Source organism: Sphingomonas sp. (assembly GCF_032114135.1).
Classification (GTDB): Bacteria; Pseudomonadota; Alphaproteobacteria; order Sphingomonadales; family Sphingomonadaceae; genus Sphingomonas.
Genome location: NZ_DAMCTA010000001.1, coordinates 287,656 through 304,273 on the forward strand (window position 1 = coordinate 287,656; position 16,618 = coordinate 304,273).

Genomic DNA, 16,618 nt, shown 5'->3' on the forward strand with positions numbered 1-16,618 from the left:
GGATGAGCGAACGGGAGTCGATGCCCTATGACGTCGTGATCGTCGGCGCGGGGCCTGCCGGTCTTTCCGCGGCGATCCGGCTCAAGCAGCTGGCGAACGACGCGGGCGCCGAGCTTTCGGTGTGCGTGTTGGAGAAGGGCTCCGAGGTCGGCGCGCATATCCTGTCGGGTGCGGTCGTCGATCCCAAGTCGCTCGACGAGCTGCTGCCGAGCTGGCGCGACGACGGTTGCCCGCTGGCGCGCACGCCGGTGACCGAGAACCATCATTGGGTGCTGAGCGAGAAGGGCAAGTCGGCCTATCCCGAGTTCCTCACGCCGCCCTATCTGCACAACAAGGGCACCTATACCGGCAGCCTCGGCAATCTCTGCCGCTGGATGGCGGAGAAGGCGGGCGAGCTGGGCGTGGAGATCTTCCCCGGCTTCGCCGCCGCCGAGGTGCTGTACAATGACGACGGCAGCGTGAAGGGCGTTGCCACCGGCGACATGGGCGTCGCCAAGGATGGCGAGCACAAGCCGGACTATCAGCCGGGCCTCGAGATCCACGCCAAATATACCTTCCTCTCCGAAGGTTGCCGCGGGCATCTCTCGAAGCAGATGATCCGCCAGTTCGATCTCGATGCCGAGAGCCAGCCGCAGGTCTATGGCATCGGCATCAAGGAGCTGTGGGACATCGATCCCGCCAAGCACGTGCCGGGCCGGGTGATCCACACCCAGGGTTGGCCGCTGACCGACGGCAGCAACGGCGGCGGGTTCATCTATCACCAGGCCGATGGGCAGGTCGCGATCGGCTTCGTCGTATGGCTCGGGTACAAGAATCCCTGGCTCTCGCCCTTCCAAGAGATGCAGCGCTGGAAGACGCATCCGGAGATCGCCGAACTGCTCAAGGGGGCGAAGCGCGTCTCCTATGGTGCGCGGGCGATTTCCGACGGCGGCTGGCAGTCGGTGCCGAAACTGGTGGCGCCCGGCCTCGCGCTGATCGGCGATTCCGCCGGCTTCCTCAACGTGCCGCGGATCAAGGGCACGCACACCGCGATGAAGAGCGGGATGATGGCGGCCGAGGCGGCCTTCGCGGCGATCCAGACCGGGCGCACCAGCGACGAGCTGACCGCCTATCCGGAAGCCTATGAGGCGAGCTGGGTCTACAAGGAGCTGCGCGGCGTCCGCAACGTGGCGCCCTTGGTCAAGAAGTTCGGCGACACCTGGGGTACGCTGCTCGCCGGTGCGGCGATGTGGAGCGAGCATCTCGGCCTGCGCTGGCCGCTCACGATGAAGCACAAGCCCGACCACGAGGGCCTGCTCCGCGCCGACCAGGCGCCGAAGATCGATTATCCCAAGCCCGATGGCGTGCTGACCTTCGACCGGCTCTCCTCGGTGTTCGTCTCGAACACCAACCATGAGGAGGACCAGCCGGTCCATCTGACGCTGAAGGATAAGGATATTCCGATCGACTACAATCTCCCGATGTACGCCGAGCCCGCGCAGCGTTATTGTCCGGCGGGTGTGTATGAGGTCGTAGGGGAAGGCGATGATCTGCGGTTCCAGATCAACGCGCAGAATTGCGTGCACTGCAAGACCTGCGACATCAAGGATCCCACCCAGAACATTAACTGGGTGGTGCCAGAAGGCGGTGGTGGCCCCAATTATCCGAACATGTAGCCTTGGTCTTGCGCTGTCGCTGGCGACCCCGGCGGCGGCGCAGACCGCGGACCTGACCGACTATGTCCGCGCCCGCGCCGCCGATGCGGCGGGTGCGGCGGGCGTTGCGGCGCAAGGCTATGGCCGCGCGATGGCGGCGACCCCCGACGATCCGGTGATCGCACTGCGCGCCTATCGCCAGGCGCTGATGGTGGGCGACATGGCGCTCGCCACCCGCGCCGCTGCGGTGATGGAGAAGGCGGGCGTTGCACCGCCCGACGCGGCGTTGGTCGACATGGCGGCGGCGCTTGCCGCGGGCAACCAGACGGGCGCCGCGGATGCAGTCAAGCGGCTCAAGGGCACACCGTTCGACTTTCTGATGCCGATCTTCACCGCCTGGCTCGCCCAGGCGCGCGGGCTGGACGGCGTCGCGGTGCTCGACAGCCTCGACCTGGGCGCGCTCGCCCGCCGCTATGCCGCCCCCCAGCGTGCGCTGATGCTGCTGGCACAGGGCAAGGATAGTTCCTCTGTGCTGGAATCGATGGCGACGCTGGCCGGCGACGGCGATGCCGACGCACGTATCGATCTGGCCACCGTACGCGGCCCAGACGGCGCGCGCTTCCTGCTGCAGGGTGGCGGTGCGGAGATGGAAGCCGTCGCGCGGTCGCTCGGCGCCCCGCAGCCGGTGACGATCACCTACGGCCTGTCCCGCATGTTCCGCGCGATGGCGAGCGACCTTGGCGGCGACCGGATGGCGACGCTGACGATTGTCCTCGCCCGTTGCGCGCTGATCCTCGATCCCGGCGAGACCCGCGCGCGCATCGTGCTCGCCGATGCGATCAACGGCGCCGGCGCACCGGATCTCGCGCTGCAGACGCTGGCGGCGGTCCCCAAGGACAGCCCCTTCGCGCGGCGTGCCGCCGGCGTGCGGGTCGCGGTACTGCGGGATGCCGGGCGTGCCGATGCCGCGCTCGCCGATGCCAAGGCGCTGACCGAGGATCACAGCGCGACCCCGCTGGAGGTAGAGCGTTACGCCCAGCTGCTCACCGATACTGGCCGCCACGAGGCTGCGGCGCGGGTCTATGCCGAAGCGCTGCGGCGCGGGGGGCAGGGCAGTGCCGACCTCCATCTTGATTATGGCTTGGCGCTGGAACAGGCGGGGCGTTGGGACCAGGCGCTGCCCGAACTCCGCAAGGCCGCCGAACTCGCCCCCAACCGCGCCGAGATGCTGCGGACGCTGGGCGTCGCGCTGATCACCCATGGCGGTGACGGTGCCGACGCGCTGCGGCTGCTGGAACGCGCGCGCAAGATCGCGCCGGAGGATGCCGAAGTCGCCGACGCGCTCGGCTGGGCCTATGTCCGCCAGGGCGAGGTTGCGCGCGGCGCGGCGTTGCTTGAGACGGCGACGCGCAGCGATCCGGCGGGGAGCACCGCCAACGAGCATCTGGGCGACGCCTATTGGCGGCTCGGGCGCCAGTTCGAGGCGCGCTATGCCTGGCGCGCGGCGGCGATTCATGCCGCGCCTACCGATGCCGAGCGGATCGCGCGCAAGCTGCGAGAGGGGCTGACGGGCGCGTCCTGATCGCGCTAGGGGCGGCGGAGATGCAAGATCCTCGCACCTTCACCGAGCCCGCGCGCGCCAAGCTCAACCTCGCGCTTCACGTCCGCCATCGCCGCGCGGACGGCTATCACGAGCTGGAGACGCTGTTCGCGTTCGTCGAGCATGGCGACATCGTACGGGTGACGCCGGCGGAGACCGACAGCTTCACGCTGACCGGCCCGTTCGCGGCGGTGCTGGCGGGCGAGGGGGACAATCTCGTCATCCGCGCGGCCGCGCGGTTCCGCGCGGCGTTCGGCGGCGGCGCGCATGCGATCGAACTGGAGAAGCATTTGCCGGTTGCCTCCGGCATCGGCGGCGGCTCGGCGGACGCGGCGGCGACGCTGCGGGCATTGGCGTTGCTTCACGGCGTGGACCGTACGGACCCAAAGCTGTTCGCGATCGCCGATGCGCTCGGTTCGGACGTGCCCGCCTGCCTGCTCGGCCGCACCGCGCTGGGCCGGGGACGGGGCGAGCAGCTGGACCCGCTGGAGGGGCTGGCCGGCACGCCGACGCTGCTGATCAACCCCGGCGTGGGCGTACCGACGGCCGCGGTTTTCAGGGGCTGGGACGGCGTGGACCGCGGCCCGATCGGTGCGGGCGACCTGCTCTCTGTGGCACAGGCGGGGCGTAACGACCTCGAGCCGCCGGCGCGCGCCATTGCCCCTGCCATCGATGCCGTGCTGGCGGCGCTCGCCGTGCAGCCGGGGGCGCTGCTCGCCCGCATGTCGGGCTCGGGCGCCACCTGCTTTGCGCTGTTTGAGGCCGAGGCTGCGCGCGATGCAGCCGCCGCCGCCTTGCAGCGCCCCGAATGGTGGATCGCCGCGACCCGTCTTCAGTGAGCCGGTAAGCGAATCTTTACCGTTTTACGACAAGGCTGTGCGCGGCGGATCTGACGCGTTCGCGAACGTCTGCCCTTGGCCCGCGGGTGCGCTTCCCTCTGGGAAGTCCCCCCGCGCGCCATCGCGTGACTTGGGCGCGCGGATCGGGCACAGCCTCTCCATGATCGAAGTTCGTTGGGATGGGCCGATCGCCATGATCGCGCTCGCACGCGGATCGGCGCACAATGCGGTGCCGATTGCCGGCTGGGAGCAACTCGCCGCGGCCGCCACTGGTCTGGACGCCGCCCGGGCGGTGATCCTCCGCTCAGACATGCCGGGCATCTTCTCGGCCGGCGCTGATATCGGCGAATTTCCCCAGCTGCAGACCGATCCCGCTGCTCGCACCCGCTTCCGCCTCGCCATGCGCGCAGGGATTGAAACACTGGCGGCGCTCCCAATACCGGTGCTGGCCGCGATCGATGGCGGCTGCTTCGGCGCGGCGGTGGCGCTGATCCTGGCCGCCGACATCCGCATCGCCGGGGACGGTGCGCAGTTCGCGGTGACACCCGCCCGGCTCGGGCTCGGCTATCCGCGCGCGGATGTCGCCCGGCTGGCGGCGCAGGTCGGGCAGGGGCGGGCGGCCGAACTGCTCTTCACTGGCGAGCCGATCGACGCGGATGCGGCGGCGCGGATCGGCCTGGTCGAGCACCGCGCGCCCGATGCCGGTGCTGCGGCAACAGCGCTCGCCCAGCGAATCGGGGAGAATGCGCCCGTCGCCGTCCGCCAGCTCAAGCGGGCGGTGAGAAAGCCTGTCGATGCCGATCTCGATGCTGCCTTCGAGGCCGCGTTCGGTGGTGCCGAGCTTGCCGAAGGCCTCGCCGCCTTCCAGGCGCGCCGAAAGCCGGTGTTCGCATGAGCGTCGCGGAGATTCTGCCCGGTGGCGACGGCCATGTGCTGCTGCTGTGCGACCATGCCTCGAACGCGGTGCCGCTCGACATCGATCTCGGCATCGATCCGGCGCTGCTAGACCTGCATATCGGCATCGATATCGGCGCCGCCGACGTGACTCGCGCGCTCGCCGCCCGGCTCGATGCCCCGGCAATCCTCGCCACCGTCTCGCGGCTGGTCATCGATCTCCACCGCGAACCCGACCATATCGGCCTGATCCCCCAGCGCAGCGACGGGCACGCGATCCCCGGCAACGATACCGCGGATCGCGCCGCCCGCATCGCGCGCTTCCACGCGCCCTATCATCGCGTGGTGCTCGATCAGGTGCGCCGGCAGCGACCGCGCCTGATCCTCTCGATCCACAGCTTCACACCGTGCCTCGAACATGGCGGCACACCGCGGCCCTGGGAGATCGGGATCCTGTACAATCGCGACACCCGTGCTGCCCGGCCGGCAGTGGAATGGCTCCGGGCGCAGGGCTGCGTGACCGGCGACAACCAGCCCTATTCAGGCCGGCTGCTCAACGCCACGCTCAACCGCCATGCCGAGGCGCAGGGCATCCCGTCGATCGCGATCGAGATCCGCAACGACCTGATCCGCAACCCTCCGGGCTTCGAGGCATGGGCCGAGCGCCTCCAGCAGCTTACGCTTTTTCTACGCAACACTCTTGCGTCAAAGGGTATTCCCGCGACATAGGCTTGCGCGCCATGACCAATCGATTCGACAAGTCCAAGCTCCCCAGCCGCCACGTCTCCGTGGGGCCCGAGCGAGCGCCGCACCGCAGCTATTATTACGCGATGGGGATTCCCGAGGAGGATATCGCCAAGCCGTTCGTCGCCGTGGCGAGCGCCGGCAACGACAGCGCACCGTGCAATACCACCCTTGATTTTCAGGCCGATGCCGCCCGCCAGGGCGTGATCGCCAATGGCGGGATGCCGCGCCGGTTCAACACCATCACGGTGACCGACGGCATCGCGATGGGCCATCAGGGGATGAAGTCTTCGCTGGTCAGCCGCGAGGTGATCGCGGATTCGGTAGAGTTGAGCGTGCGCGGGCACTGCTATGACGCGCTGGTCGCCTTCGCGGGCTGCGACAAGTCGCTGCCGGGGATGATGATGGCGATGCTCCGCCTGAACATCCCGTCGATCTTCGTCTATGGCGGCTCGATCCTGCCCGGCCGGTTCGAGGACCGCGACGTCACCGTGGTCGACGTGTTCGAGGCGGTGGGCAAGTTCGCAGCCGGCAACTGCCCGCTCAAGGACCTGACCGCGCTGGAGAAGGTCGCGTGTCCCGGCCACGGCGCGTGCGGCGGCCAGTTCACTGCCAACACCATGGCTTGCGTCGGCGAGGCGATGGGTTTGTCTTTGCCGAACAGCAACATGGTGCCCGCTCCTTACAAGAGCCGTGAAGAAATTGCGATCGCTGCGGGCCATCAGGTGATGAACCTGCTCGAGATCAACCTGCGCCCGCGCGACATCGCAACACGCGCTGCTTTCATCAATGCCGCGCGCGTGGTGGCGGCGACCGGCGGCTCGACGAACGCGGCGCTCCACCTGCCTGCGATGGCGAACGAGGCTGGCATCGAGTTCGACCTGCACGATGTAGCTGAGGCTTTCAAATCAACGCCGTACATCGCCGACCTGAAGCCCGGTGGGAAGTATGTCGCCAAGGACATGCATGCGGCCGGCGGCGTGTACATGCTGATGAAGACCATGCTGACCAATGGCCTGCTTGACGGCAGCTGCATGACCGTGACCGGCAAGACCCTGGGCGAGAATATCGACCAGGTGACCTGGAACCCCGACCAGAAGGTGATCTACGACGTGAAGACGCCGATCACCCCGACCGGTGGCGTCGTCGGCCTGCGCGGCTCGCTGGCACCCGAAGGCGCGATCGTGAAGGTCGCAGGCATGCACCGGCTCCAGTTCACCGGCCCGGCGCGCGTGTTCGACTGCGAGGAGGATGCCTTCCGGGCGGTGGAGCATCGTCAGATCAACGAGGGCGAGGTCATCATCATCCGTTACGAAGGACCCAAGGGTGGCCCGGGCATGCGCGAGATGCTGTCGACCACCGCGGCGCTCTACGGCCTCGGCATGGGCGAGAAGGTGGCGCTGATCACCGATGGCCGCTTCTCGGGCGGCACGCGCGGCTTCTGCATTGGCCATGTCGGCCCCGAGGCGGCCGAGGGCGGTCCGATCGCGCTGGTCGAGGATGGCGACACCATCCGCATCGACGCCGAAGCGGGCACGATCGACCTTGACGTTCCCGAGGACGTGCTGGCCGAGCGCCGCGCGCGCTGGCAGCCGCGGGTCAACGACTATCAGTCGGGCGCGCTCTATCGCTATTCGCAGAATGTCGGCCCGGCCTATCAGGGCGCAGTGACGCACCCTGGCGCCAAGGCCGAGCGCCATGTCTACGCGGATATCTAGTCTCGCGCTGACCTTGCTCGTGGCGGGCTGCGGTGCCGGTCCGGCGTCGCAGCCCGCTGCGCAAGCGGGGGAGACGGTCGCGTGCGGTCCCGTCGGCGAAACGCTGTTGCCGGTCTGCACCGTGGAGCGGGAGGGCAGCATACTGATCCTGCACCATCCGGATGGTGGATTTCGTCGCTTGTCGGTGCAGAGCAATGTCCTGACCGCTGCAGACGGCGCCGAACTGGCGAGCGTTACCCGGTCTGCCGACGCCACCGAGGTGACGGTCGGCGGGATGCGCTATCGTCTGGCGAGCAAGGACGCTACAGCGGGGCAATGATCCCGCCCGGCGCCCCAATCATCACTGCCGACGCGATGCGTGCCGCCGAGGAGGCGGTCTTTGCGCGCGGCGTTTCCCAAGTCGAACTGATGGAACGCGCCGGCGCCGCAGTTGCCCGCGAGGCGGCGCGCTTTGCGATGGGGCGCCCGGTGCTGGTCCTCGCAGGCCCCGGCAACAATGGTGGCGATGCCTATGTCATCGCGCGACATTTGCGTTCTATCGGCCTCGATGTGCTCGTCGCCGCCTCGGGCGCGCCCAAGCCGGGTGCTGCCGAGCAGATGCACGCGCGCTGGGATGGTCCAACCACCTCCCTGTACGGCGCGCCGGTGCGGCCGGTGGTGATCGACGGGCTGTTCGGGATCGGTGTCGCGCGCCCCTTGGAGCGCAGCGTTGCCGCCGTGCTTGCCGAACTCGTGCGCGGCGCGGACTTCACGTTGGCGATCGACCTTCCCTCGGGCATGGACACCGACACCGGCGACGAACTGGGCGCGCCACGCGGCGTGGACGCCACGATCGCACTGGGGGCGCTGAAGCCGGCGCATGTGCTCGGCGATGGGCTGTCCCGCTGCGGCCATGTGCTGCTCGCCGATCTCGGCATTCCCGTCGACGCGGCGTGGCAGACGGTAGCCAGGCCGCGGCTCGAAACGCCGGGTCCACAGAGCCACAAATATAGCCGCGGACTGGTGGCGGTGGTGGAAGGCGCCATGCCCGGCGCGGGTCGGCTGGCGGCGCGGGCGGCGATGGCGAGCGGGGCAGGCTATGTGATGCTTGCCGGGCCGGAGCCCGCAGGCCCGGCGCCGGACGCGTTGGTCCGCCGCACGATCGACGATGCCGATGACTTGGCCGATTTCCTTGCGAGCGATCGGATCGATGCGATCGTCCTCGGCCCGGGCCTTGGCCGCGACCGCCGGGCTGAAGCGTTTCTGCGCGCGGGTCTGGCCGCCGACAAGCCGCTGGTGCTGGACGGCGATGCGCTAAGCCTGCTCGGCACCGGTGCCGCGGCCGCATGCGCCGCGCGCGAGGCGCCTGTGTGGATCACGCCGCATGGCGGCGAGTTCGACAGGATGTTCGGCGGTGAGGGCAGCAAGATCGATCGCACCCTGCAGGCGGCAGCGTCGAGCGGCGCGACGGTCGTCCACAAGGGGGGCGACACCGTGATCGCGGGCCCCGACGGCAGCGTCCGCGTGCTCGCGGGTGCCTCGCATTGGCTCTCAACCGCGGGCACCGGCGACGTGCTCGCCGGCGTGCTGGGCGCACAGATCGGGCAGGGCGGCAGCGGAGTCGATCCGGCAGCTGCGGCAGTATGGCTGCACGGGCGCGCCGCGCAGCTTGCGGGACCGGCCTTTTTCGCCGATCAGCTCGTCGCTCAACTGGCGGAAGCGTGTTCGGAATGTCTGTGAGTGAAGTGGAAGTGGTGCGTGTGGCCGCACGGGGCGATGGGGTCACGAGCGACGGCCGGCATTTCCCACTCACCGCGCCGGGCGACTGGGTGGACGCGAACGGCGCGATCCGCTTCGGCCCGCACCACCAGACGCCGCCCTGCCGCCATTTCCCGAGCTGTGGCGGCTGCCAGCTCCAGCATCTCGATGATGTCGCGTGGAGTCGCTTCCTCACCGAGCGCGTGCGCACGGCGCTGTCCGCGCAGCGGCTGGAGACGGAGATTCGCACGCCCCTGCTCTCGCCGCCGCGTACCCGTCGCCGGGCGACGCTGCACGCCGAGCGACGCGGCAGGCAGGTGCGGATCGGCTTTACCGAGGCGGGCAGCCACAAGCTGATCGATCTCGTCGAATGCCAGGTCCTCGCGCCGGAACTGTTTGCGTTGCTCGCGCCGCTGCGCCGGCTGTTCGCGACGCTGCTGCCCGATGCGCGGCGGGTGAACGTGCATCTCGCGCGCAGCGACCAGGGGCGCGATGTGCTGGTAGAAGGCATCGATCCCGAGGGCTTGGCGGCGGCCGAGGCGATCACGGCGTTCGCACAGGCCGAGAGCCTTGCCCGGTTCGCGATCGACGAGGGGTTCGGTCCCGGGGCGCGGTGGGAGCCCGAGCCGGTCACCATCACGCTGGGCGGGGTCGCGGTGCCGCTGCCGAGCGGTAGCTTTCTCCAGGCCACGCCCGAAGGTGAGGCGGCGTTGATCGCTGCCGTGCGGGAAATCGTTGGCGATGCGAACATCGTGGCAGACCTGTTTGCCGGGCTCGGCACCTTCACCTTCGCGCTGGACAAGGCCCGGGTCTATGCCGGGGAAGCGGCGCGCGATGCCATCCTGTCGCTGAAGGCGGCGGCAGGTGCTGCGGGCCGGCAGGTGTTCGGCGACCATCGCGATCTGTTCCGGCAGCCGGTGACGAGCGCCGAGCTCGACCGCTTCGACGCAGTCGTGCTCGATCCGCCGCGGGCAGGTGCGCGCGAGCAGGTCGGCGAGCTAAGCGGGTCGAAGGTTCCGACCATCGCATATGTTTCTTGCAATCCCAGTACCTTCGCGCGGGATGCCGAGGTTTTGTGCCAAGGCGGCTATCGGCTCGAATGGGTGCAGCCGGTCGGGCAGTTCCGTTGGTCGACCCATGTCGAGCTGGCCGCGAAGTTCACGCGCTAGGATAGTCTGCCCGCAGGAAAAACAGCCCGTCGGGCGGAGCGTTCAGTCCGAGCGTCGTGCGGTCGCGCGCCTCGAGCACGTCGCGCACGTCCTCGGGTACCCATTTGCCCTGGCCGACCAGCGAGAGGCAGCCGACCATCGATCGCACCTGATGGTGGAGGAACGAGCGAGCCGAGGCGAAAACGCTGATGCGGTCGCCATCCTGCATAATCTCGAGCCGATCGAGCGTCCGCACCGGGCTCTCCGCCTGACAATGCGCCGAGCGGAAGGTGGTGAAATCGTGGCGGCCCACGAGATGGTCGGCCGCGACCTGCATCGCCGCCGCGTTCAGCGGTCCGGAAAGGCGCCAGGCAAGCCCCTTTTCCCACGTCAGCGGTGCTCGGCGGGTTACGATGCGATATTCATAATGGCGACTAAGGCACGAAAAACGCGCGTGCCAATCACTTGCGACTTCTTCACAGGCAAGGACGGAGACGGGATTCGGCCGGATGCGCGCGTTCAGTGCCTCCATCAGCCGGAAGGCGGCGATCGGCTTGGCGATGTCTACATGCGCGCGCATGCCCAGCCCATGCACACCGGCATCGGTACGTCCGGCGGCATGAACGACGACCTTCTCGCCGGTCACCGCAAAGGCCGCGTCCTCGATCGCCTGTTGGACGCTGGGGCCGTGGTCCTGCCGTTGCCAGCCCATGAACGGGCGGCCGTCAAACTCCACCGTCAGGGCGAAGCGCGTCAAAGCTGCGTTCCCGCCGGGATAGGCAACCCGCGCAGCAGTTCGGCGACCGTCATCACGCCGCGTCCGGCACGCTGGATCGAGCTGGGCCGGATCGCGCCGTCGCCGCAATGGATCAGCAGGTTTGCGCCTACCGTACCTGCGGCACCGTCCGCGTCGACCAGGTCGGCGGCGTGGATGCGGAAGCGCTCGCCGCTGAACTCAAAGAATGCTCCGGGCGCCGGATTGAACGCGCGCACCGCGCGCTCGACTTCTACCGCGCTGCGGGTGAAGTCCAGGCGGGCCTCTGCCTTGTCGATCTTGGCGGCATAGGTGATGCCGTCCTCGGGCTGCGGCATGGCTGGATAGGCGTCGAAATCCCCCAGCACCTGCACCATCAGCCGCGCACCCATCGCGCTTAGCTCGGTGCGCAATTCGCCAGCAGTCTTGCGGTCGATCGGCGTGCGCCCTTCCAACCGTACCGGGCCGGTATCAAGCCCGGCCTCCATCTGCATGATCCCGACGCCGGTCTCCGCATCGCCGGCGAGGATCGCCCGCTCGATCGGGGCGGCGCCGCGCCAGCGCGGCAGCAGCGAGCCATGGACGTTGAGGCACCCCAACCGCGGCGCTGCCAGCACCGCCCTGGGCAGGATCAGCCCATAGGCCGCTACCACCGCCACATCCGCACCCAGCGCTGCCAAGGCTTCCTGTTCCTCGGGCCCCTTGAGACTAAGCGGCGTCCGCACCTCGATCCCCAGCGCCTCGGCGCGGGCATGGACCGGGGAGGGGGTCAGCGCCTTGCCGCGCCGGCCGCCGGGGCGGGGTGGCTGGCTATAGGCGGCGACGATCTCGTGCCCGGCTTCGACCAGGGCATCGAGCACGGGCACGGCGAAATCGGGGGTTCCCATGAAGAGGATGCGCATGCGTTTCCCTCAACCGCTTGGCAGGCGCGCATGCAAGCCCCTATGTGATGTGCCATGGCCTCTCCCGAAATCGAAGCGCTGACCCAGGCCCTGTCGCGGCTGCCCGGTTTCGGGCCGCGATCGGCGCGGCGGGCGGTGCTCCACCTGCTCAAGAAGCGCGAGACCACGCTGGATCCGCTGCTCGCGGCGCTCAGCGCGGTCAGCCAGAAGCTCACAACGTGTCATATCTGCGGCAATGTCGATACGCACGACCCTTGCGCGATCTGCGCCGATCCGCGCCGCGACGACCGTTCGCTGTGCGTGGTGGAGGAAGTCGCCGACCTATGGGCGCTCGATCGCGCACGGCTGTTCCCCGGGCGCTTCCATGTGCTGGGCGGCAAGCTCTCCGCGCTCGACGGGGTGCGGCCCGAGGACCTCCGCATCGACGCGCTGGTCCGCCGGGTGGGGGCGGGCGGCATCGACGAGGTCGTCCTCGCGATGAACGCCACGCTGGAGGGGCAGACCACCGCGCATTACGTCTCCGAGCGGCTGGAGGCGTTCCCGATCCGCGTCACCCAGCTCGCCCATGGTCTGCCGGTGGGGGGCGAATTGGACTATCTCGACGAGGGCACGCTGGCCCAGGCGCTCCGGGCGCGCCGCCCCGTTGCTTGACGCTGGGGGGCTGCTCTCCTAAATTTGGGCAATGGCCATCCTCCCCATCGTCGAAGTACCCGATCCGCGTCTGCGTCTCGTCTCCACCCCTGTCGAGGCGGTCGATGACGACGTTCGCACGCTGATCGGCGACATGTTCGACACGATGTACGATGCGCCGGGCATCGGCCTCGCCGCGATCCAGGTGGGCGTGCCCAAGCGCCTCATCGTGATGGACCTGCAGGAGGAAGAGGACGAGGAGGGCAAGCCGATCCGGCACCCGCGCGTCTTCATCAACCCCGAGATCCACGAGCCGGCTGACGACTATTCGGTCTATACCGAAGGTTGTCTCTCCGTCCCCGACCAGTTCGCCGATGTCGAGCGCCCCGCGCGCTGCCGCGTGACCTGGCTCGACGAGAAGGGCGAGCAGCATGACGAGCTCTTCGAAGGCCTGCTCGCCACCTGCATCCAGCACGAGATGGACCATCTGGAGGGTATCGTGTTCCTTGACCATCTCTCGCGCCTCAAGCGCGACATGCTACTGAAGAAGCTCAACAAGGCCCGCAAGGCGGCCTGATTTTCGGCAACGACGGGCTTTGGCCTGCAGTGTTTCCTTCCTTGCCAGGGGGAGGTGGCAGGTGTCAGCCTGACGGAGGAGGGGGAACCCCCGCCGCCAGTTGGTCGCTGACCTCCCCCTCCGTCGCCTTCGGCGCCACCTCCCCCTGGCGGGGGAGGATCCGGCTTTGTAACGCCCGCGCCGCAACCCTCCGCCACTTATCCACCGAACCCTCGCCAACCCGTGCCGAACCGACCGCCGGCACCCTTGCGGCCCGCTCCCCCGGCGCGTAAGTTCGCGTCCTGTTCCCGGGAGATTTGGCGTTGGATCCGTTCGTCGTTGCCTTTGTGATGGTTGCCCTGGTCGTGGGCGTGGTGGTCGGCTGGCTGATCGGCGCGCGCGGCACGAGCGAGGCGCGGGCCGAAAGCGCCCGGCGCGAGGCCGATTTCAAGGCCGCGATCACCGATCTCGCCATGGCCGAGGAGCGCGTCGGCCAGCTTCCCCGCCTGCGCGAGGAAGCCGCGATGCTCCGCAACGAGCGCGACGCCGCCCGCATCGAGCTGGCCGAGCTCAAGGCCAAGGCCGGCGCCTTCGAGGAGCGGCTGACCGAATTCGTCAACGCGCGCGAGATGATGGCCGGTCAGTTCCGCGAATCCGCCGCCAAGATGCTCGACGAGACGCAGCGCGCCTTCCTCGAACGCGCCGAGGCGCGCTTCCACCAGGCGGGCGAGAAGAACGAGGAGCGCCTGCGCACGCTGCTCCAGCCGATTGACACCACGCTCAAGCGCTATGAGGAAGGCCTGCACCGCGTCGAGAAGGACCGTACCGACAGCTATGGCCAGCTGCGCGAGGCGATCAGCGCGGTGCACTCCAGCCTGGGCGAGACGCGCGCGGAAACCTCCAAGCTGGTCAATGCCCTGCGCGCCGCCCCCAAGACGCGCGGCCGCTGGGGCGAGCAGCAGTTCCGCAACCTAATCGAGATTGCCGGGCTTTCCGGCCATGTCGATTTCGCCGCCGAGGTCTCGGTCACCACCGAGGACGGCATGCTGCGGCCGGACTTCATCATCCGCCTGCCGGGCGACCAGCAGCTGATCGTCGACGTGAAGTGCGTGCTCGACGGCTATCTCCAGGCGGCGGAGGCGACCAGCGCCGAGGAGCGCACCGCGGCGCTCAAGGCGCATGCCAAGGCGATGAGCACCCATGCCGACGCGTTGTCGCGCAAGGCCTATTGGGCGCAGTTCGAAAAGGCGCCCGATTTCGTGATCATGTACATCCCCGGCGACAATTTCCTTTCCAGCGCGCTGGAAGTGGACATGGAGCTGTGGGAGCGCGCCGCGCGCAACCGGGTGATCATCGCCGGCCCCTCGGCCTTCCTGCCGCTCGCCCGCACCGTCGCCTCGATGTGGCGCCAGCAGAAGCTGACCGAGGATGCTCGCGAAGTCGGCAAGCTGGGCAAGGAGCTGTATGAGCGGCTGGCGACGGCGGCGAGCCACCTCAAGCGCGTCGGCGGCGGGCTGAACAGCGCGGTGGAGAATTACAACAAGTTCGTCGCAAGCTTCGAAGGCCGGGTGATGGTCTCCGCGCGACGCTTCCAGGCGCTCAATGTCGATATCGGCAACAGCACGCTGGATGCGATCGACACGGTCGACGTGATCGCGCGGGCGCCGACCGCGGAATTGCCGGCGCCCGGGAGCGATGCGATCGAGGAAGCCGCAGCAGCCGAGTAAGGCAATCGTTCCCATTTCGGGACATGATGTGTCCGGATTGTATCCGATTCGACAGCGGCATCGGATACGATCCGGTGTTATTTCGTTCCCGCACGCATGAGAGAAGCATCGTCTGCGGGACCAGTACGCGATGATCTCGCGATGATCGAAAGGGCGCGAGACGCGTATGCCGTCGCCGGAGGGCTGCTTGCCTGGCAGTAGATTGAACGAGGTGCAGGTCGCGAACGTCCAGGGACTTGCCGAGACGCGCGCCGCGTTCGTGTTCTACGCGGAAGCTCGGCCGCCAGAGGTCCAGGCTGCGATCGACGCCTATGCGCGCGGCCTGGATGCGTGCGATCCGATGCAGGTCGGGTTCAACATGACGCCGGTGGCGATGGTGGTCAGCGATCCGACGCTGCCCGATTGTCCGCTGATCTACGTGAATGCCGCGTTCGAGACGCTGACCGGGTTTTCGTCTGCCGAGATCCTGGGTCGAAACTGCCGCTTTCTGCAAGGGCCGTTGACCGACCCCCAGGACGTCCAGCGGCTGCGGGATGCGATCGCACTCCGCGAGCCGATCGAACTCGATTTGCTGAATCACAAGCGTGACGGAACGCCGTTCTGGAATCGGTTGATGGTCGCGCCGGTGTTCTGCGACGACGGTTCGCTGCGCTATTTCGTGGCGTCGCAGATCGACGTGACGATCGAGCGCCACCGCATGCGACGGCTCGAAGAGGATCGCGATGCCCTGGCCGCCGAACTGGCCCAGCGGGATGCCGAACTCGCGTCTAGGAAGGCACGGCTGAAGCTGGCCCTGAAGGCCGGCGGACTGGGCACGTGGACGCTGACCCTGCCCGAATTGGAGCTGACCCCCTCGCCGGGGTGCAAGCGCATCTTCGGTCGGTCCGCGGAAGACTCCTTCGGGTATGCGGACCTGCTCGCCACGATCCATCCCGAGGATCTTCCCTTCATGCAGGCAGCCGTCCGGGCGACGCTCGAAAACGGCGACCCGTATGAAATCGAGTATCGTATCCTCACCCCATCCGGCGAGCAGCGCTGGGTATCGGTGCACGGCGACCTTCAGTATCGCGCTGACGGCACGCCGCTGGAGATGATCGGTTTCTCGACAGATATCTCCGGCCGGAAGATCATCGAGGAACATCGTGCCGTGCTCGCGCAGGAATTGCAGCATCGCGTCAAAAACAGCCTGGCCACCGTCACCGCCGTCGTCCGCCAGACGCTGCGTGATTCGGTGACGTTGAAGGACGCTGCCGATGCGATCACCGGTCGAATCGCAAGCCTGGCCACCGCGCAGGAATTGCTGATTAAGGAACATGTGGAGGGCGCGAGCATCCGCGACGTGGTCGAGCGGGCCCTTGCGCCGTTCCGGGATCGGGCCGGAGTCAGGATCGCGTCGAACGGTGAGGAGGTTCGGCTGTCGTCGGAAATCACGCTGGCGCTGTCGATGACCATTCACGAACTGGCGACCAATGCGGTCAAATATGGGGCGCTCTCCGTTCCGCAGGGGCGGGTCGCGATCGCGTGGGAGATGCGGGAGATCGAGGGTCGGCGACACCTGTTCTTCTGCTGGGGCGAGCATGACGGCCCGCGCGTGACGGCCCCCACGCACACCGGCTTTGGGTCGAAGATGATCGAGCGCGTCTTTCGCCGTCATGTCCGTGGAACGCCGGCGATCCAATATCCGCCGGAAGGGGTGCGGTTCGAGATCGAAGTGGCGATCTGATCGAGCGATCCC

Annotated in this window: 15 protein-coding genes; 13 read left to right on the forward strand and 2 right to left on the reverse strand. The window is 68.2% G+C overall.

The window, feature by feature from the left end:
* Positions 1 to 2 precede the first annotated feature (2 nt).
* The 9 genes from RT655_RS01415 (at position 3) to RT655_RS01455 (ending at position 10,335) form a co-directional block, all read left to right on the forward strand.
* Positions 3 to 1,655, forward strand: coding sequence for an electron transfer flavoprotein-ubiquinone oxidoreductase (locus RT655_RS01415; RefSeq protein WP_313534599.1), 1,653 nt, complete (start codon positions 3 to 5; stop codon positions 1,653 to 1,655).
* Positions 1,630 to 3,216: a tetratricopeptide repeat protein gene (locus tag RT655_RS01420; protein WP_313534600.1), complete on the forward strand. Its 1,587-nt coding sequence runs from the start codon at positions 1,630 to 1,632 to the stop codon at positions 3,214 to 3,216. Before RT655_RS01415 ends, RT655_RS01420 begins: the two co-directional genes overlap by 26 nt.
* Positions 3,217 to 3,236: 20 nt before the next feature.
* The gene (locus RT655_RS01425) at positions 3,237 to 4,073 is read left to right on the forward strand and encodes a 4-(cytidine 5'-diphospho)-2-C-methyl-D-erythritol kinase (RefSeq protein ID WP_313534601.1); all 837 of its coding nucleotides are present in this window, start codon (positions 3,237 to 3,239) and stop codon (positions 4,071 to 4,073) included.
* Between the two features lie 160 nt (positions 4,074 to 4,233).
* Positions 4,234 to 4,968 (forward strand): enoyl-CoA hydratase/isomerase family protein, encoded by a 735-nt coding sequence (locus RT655_RS01430; RefSeq protein WP_313534602.1) that lies wholly within the window; start codon positions 4,234 to 4,236, stop codon positions 4,966 to 4,968.
* Positions 4,965 to 5,696, forward strand: a complete 732-nt coding sequence (locus RT655_RS01435) for an N-formylglutamate amidohydrolase (protein ID WP_313534603.1) — start codon at positions 4,965 to 4,967, stop codon at positions 5,694 to 5,696. Before RT655_RS01430 ends, RT655_RS01435 begins: the two co-directional genes overlap by 4 nt.
* An 11-nt stretch (positions 5,697 to 5,707) precedes the next feature.
* Positions 5,708 to 7,429 (forward strand): dihydroxy-acid dehydratase, encoded by a 1,722-nt coding sequence (gene ilvD / locus RT655_RS01440; RefSeq protein WP_313534604.1) that lies wholly within the window; start codon positions 5,708 to 5,710, stop codon positions 7,427 to 7,429.
* A complete protein-coding gene (locus RT655_RS01445) occupies positions 7,410 to 7,748 on the forward strand; it encodes a hypothetical protein (RefSeq protein ID WP_313534605.1) in 339 nt (112 codons plus the stop codon). The genes ilvD and RT655_RS01445 overlap by 20 nt, the downstream gene beginning before the upstream one ends.
* Positions 7,745 to 9,148, forward strand: a complete 1,404-nt coding sequence (locus RT655_RS01450; protein WP_313534606.1) for an NAD(P)H-hydrate dehydratase — start codon at positions 7,745 to 7,747, stop codon at positions 9,146 to 9,148. The genes RT655_RS01445 and RT655_RS01450 overlap by 4 nt, the downstream gene beginning before the upstream one ends.
* The gene (locus RT655_RS01455; protein ID WP_313536873.1) at positions 9,145 to 10,335 is read left to right on the forward strand and encodes a class I SAM-dependent RNA methyltransferase; all 1,191 of its coding nucleotides are present in this window, start codon (positions 9,145 to 9,147) and stop codon (positions 10,333 to 10,335) included. The genes RT655_RS01450 and RT655_RS01455 overlap by 4 nt, the downstream gene beginning before the upstream one ends.
* Here RT655_RS01455 and truA read toward each other — a convergent pair.
* Positions 10,325 to 11,071: a tRNA pseudouridine(38-40) synthase TruA gene (gene truA / locus RT655_RS01460; RefSeq protein WP_313534607.1), complete on the reverse strand. Its 747-nt coding sequence runs from the start codon at positions 11,069 to 11,071 to the stop codon at positions 10,325 to 10,327. The genes RT655_RS01455 and truA overlap by 11 nt on opposite strands.
* Positions 11,068 to 11,970 (reverse strand): methionyl-tRNA formyltransferase, encoded by a 903-nt coding sequence (fmt, locus tag RT655_RS01465; protein WP_313534608.1) that lies wholly within the window; start codon positions 11,968 to 11,970, stop codon positions 11,068 to 11,070. Before fmt ends, truA begins: the two co-directional genes overlap by 4 nt.
* 54 nt (positions 11,971 to 12,024) lie before the next feature.
* Between fmt and recR the strand changes: the two genes are divergently transcribed.
* The 4 genes from recR to RT655_RS01485 all read left to right on the forward strand — a co-directional run bounded on the left by recR (position 12,025) and on the right by RT655_RS01485 (position 16,606).
* Positions 12,025 to 12,621, forward strand: a complete 597-nt coding sequence (gene recR / locus RT655_RS01470) for a recombination mediator RecR (RefSeq protein WP_064312102.1) — start codon at positions 12,025 to 12,027, stop codon at positions 12,619 to 12,621.
* 31 nt (positions 12,622 to 12,652) lie between these two features.
* Complete coding sequence (gene def, locus RT655_RS01475; protein WP_313534609.1) at positions 12,653 to 13,177, forward strand: peptide deformylase; 525 nt, start codon at positions 12,653 to 12,655, stop codon at positions 13,175 to 13,177.
* Positions 13,178 to 13,479: 302 nt separating this feature from the next.
* Complete coding sequence (locus RT655_RS01480) at positions 13,480 to 14,883, forward strand: DNA recombination protein RmuC (RefSeq protein WP_313534610.1); 1,404 nt, start codon at positions 13,480 to 13,482, stop codon at positions 14,881 to 14,883.
* A gap of 211 nt (positions 14,884 to 15,094) precedes the next feature.
* The gene (locus RT655_RS01485) at positions 15,095 to 16,606 is read left to right on the forward strand and encodes a PAS domain-containing protein (RefSeq protein WP_313536874.1); all 1,512 of its coding nucleotides are present in this window, start codon (positions 15,095 to 15,097) and stop codon (positions 16,604 to 16,606) included.
* Positions 16,607 to 16,618 lie beyond the last annotated feature (12 nt).

Excerpts from the sequence above, each read along its gene's own strand:
- RT655_RS01415 (WP_313534599.1), top strand. The coding sequence starts at position 3 with ATGAGCGAACGGGAGTCGATGCCCTATGACGTCGTGATCGTCGGCGCG.
- RT655_RS01425 (WP_313534601.1), top strand. The coding sequence starts at position 3,237 with ATGCAAGATCCTCGCACCTTCACCGAGCCCGCGCGCGCCAAGCTCAAC.
- RT655_RS01430 (WP_313534602.1), top strand. The coding sequence starts at position 4,234 with ATGATCGAAGTTCGTTGGGATGGGCCGATCGCCATGATCGCGCTCGCA.
- RT655_RS01435 (WP_313534603.1), top strand. The coding sequence starts at position 4,965 with ATGAGCGTCGCGGAGATTCTGCCCGGTGGCGACGGCCATGTGCTGCTG.
- ilvD (WP_313534604.1), top strand. The coding sequence starts at position 5,708 with ATGACCAATCGATTCGACAAGTCCAAGCTCCCCAGCCGCCACGTCTCC.
- RT655_RS01445 (WP_313534605.1), top strand. The coding sequence starts at position 7,410 with ATGTCTACGCGGATATCTAGTCTCGCGCTGACCTTGCTCGTGGCGGGC.
- RT655_RS01450 (WP_313534606.1), top strand. The coding sequence starts at position 7,745 with ATGATCCCGCCCGGCGCCCCAATCATCACTGCCGACGCGATGCGTGCC.
- fmt (WP_313534608.1), bottom strand. The coding sequence starts at position 11,970 with ATGCGCATCCTCTTCATGGGAACCCCCGATTTCGCCGTGCCCGTGCTC.
- recR (WP_064312102.1), top strand. The coding sequence starts at position 12,025 with ATGGCCTCTCCCGAAATCGAAGCGCTGACCCAGGCCCTGTCGCGGCTG.
- def (WP_313534609.1), top strand. The coding sequence starts at position 12,653 with ATGGCCATCCTCCCCATCGTCGAAGTACCCGATCCGCGTCTGCGTCTC.